Annotated in this window: 2 protein-coding genes; one reads left to right on the plus strand and one right to left on the minus strand. The window is 44.9% G+C overall.

Translation table 11 applies throughout. The features are described from left to right. The first annotated feature begins 191 nt into the window (after positions 1 to 191). Positions 192 to 1,007: an APH(3')-I family aminoglycoside O-phosphotransferase gene (locus FTU35_RS13290; protein ID WP_160230712.1), complete on the plus strand. Its 816-nt coding sequence runs from the start codon at positions 192 to 194 to the stop codon at positions 1,005 to 1,007. 136 nt (positions 1,008 to 1,143) lie between these two features. Here the strand turns inward: FTU35_RS13290 and FTU35_RS13295 are convergent, their stop codons facing one another. Next, positions 1,144 to 1,545, minus strand: a complete 402-nt coding sequence (locus FTU35_RS13295) for a LysR substrate-binding domain-containing protein (protein ID WP_001183556.1) — start codon at positions 1,543 to 1,545, stop codon at positions 1,144 to 1,146. Positions 1,546 to 1,658 lie beyond the last annotated feature (113 nt).

Consider the following 1,658-nt stretch of genomic DNA (forward strand, 5'->3'; position numbering starts at 1 on the left):
TACCAGCGTACGGCCCACAGAATGATGTCACGCTGAAAATGCCGGCCTTTGAATGGGTTCATGTGCAGCTCCATCAGCAAAAGGGGATGATAAGTTTATCACCACCGACTATTTGCAACAGTGCCGATAAAAATATATCATCATGAACAATAAAACTGTCTGCTTACATAAACAGTAATACAAGGGGTGTTATGAGCCATATTCAACGGGAAACGTCTTGCTCGAGGCCGCGATTAAATTCCAACCTGGATGCTGATTTATATGGGTATAGATGGGCTCGCGATAATGTCGGGCAATCAGGTGCGACAATCTATCGATTGTATGGGAAGCCCAATGCGCCAGAGTTGTTTCTGAAACATGGCAAAGGTAGCGTTGCCAATGATGTTACAGATGAGATGGTCAGACTAAACTGGCTGACGGCATTTATGCCTCTTCCGACCATCAAGCATTTTATCCGTACTCCTGATGATGCATGGTTACTCACCACTGCGATCCCCGGGAAAACAGCATTCCAGGTATTAGAAGAATATCCTGATTCAGGTGAAAATATTGTTGATGCGCTGGCAGCGTTCCTGCGCCGGTTGCATTCGATTCCTGTTTGTAATTGTCCTTTTAACAGCGATCGCGCATTTCGTCTCGCTCAGGCGCAATCACGAATGAATAACGGTTTGGTTGATGCGAGTGATTTTGATGACGAGCGTAATGGCTGGCCTGTTGAACAAGTCTGGAAAGAAATGCATAAGCTTTTGCCATTCTCACCGGATTCAGTCGTCACTCATGGTGATTTCTCACTTGATAACCTTATTTTTGACGAGGGGAAATTAATAGGTTGTATTGATGTTGGACGAGTCGGAATCGCAGACCGATACCAGGATCTTGCCATCCTATGGAACTGCCTCGGTGAGTTTTCTCCTTCATTACAGAAACGGCTTTTTCAAAAATATGGTATTGATAATCCTGATATGAATAAATTGCAGTTTCATTTGATGCTCGATGAGTTTTTCTAATCAGAATTGGTTAATTGGTTGTAACACTGGCAGAGCATTACGCTGACTTGACGGGACGGCGCTTCCCTACCCTCATGGCCGCCTCCCAGGAATCGACCCAGGTGCTTATCGTGGACATAATCCTTTACTCATAAATTTATCTTATTCCATTATTGTACCTGTCACGCAAAACTTGCAGAAAAGCCATAAACGCAGGAGAATCCTGTCGGCGGTGAGGATAATAAATATGGTAGCCGTCAAAATATGGACACCACTCGGTCAGAACAGCAATCAGCTTGCCGCTTTTGATATATCCATCTGCAACATACTCGGGAATATAGGCAATCCCCAGCCCGTCTAATGCTGCATCGAGCTGATGAATCGTGCTGTTCGCAATATATTGCCCTTTGACTTTCAGACTGAATTTCTGAGCATCTTTCTCGAATTCCCAGGCGTACAATCCACTCGTATCAGAATAGCGGACGTTAATGCAGTTGTGGTTCAAAAGATCCTGCGGCTTCCTGGGCTTAGCATAACGCTTAAAATGGCACTGTTGCAAAGTTAGCGATGAGGCAGCCTTTTGTCTTATTCAAAGGCCTTACATTTCAAAAACTCTGCTTACCAGGCGCATTTCGCCCAGGGGATCACCATAATAAAATGCTGAGGCCTGGC

Origin of the sequence: Acinetobacter sp. YH12095 (assembly GCF_013419245.1) — a bacterium.
GTDB classification, from domain to species: Bacteria; Pseudomonadota; Gammaproteobacteria; order Pseudomonadales; family Moraxellaceae; genus Acinetobacter; species Acinetobacter towneri.

Excerpts from the sequence above, each read along its gene's own strand:
- FTU35_RS13290 (WP_160230712.1), top strand. The coding sequence starts at position 192 with ATGAGCCATATTCAACGGGAAACGTCTTGCTCGAGGCCGCGATTAAAT.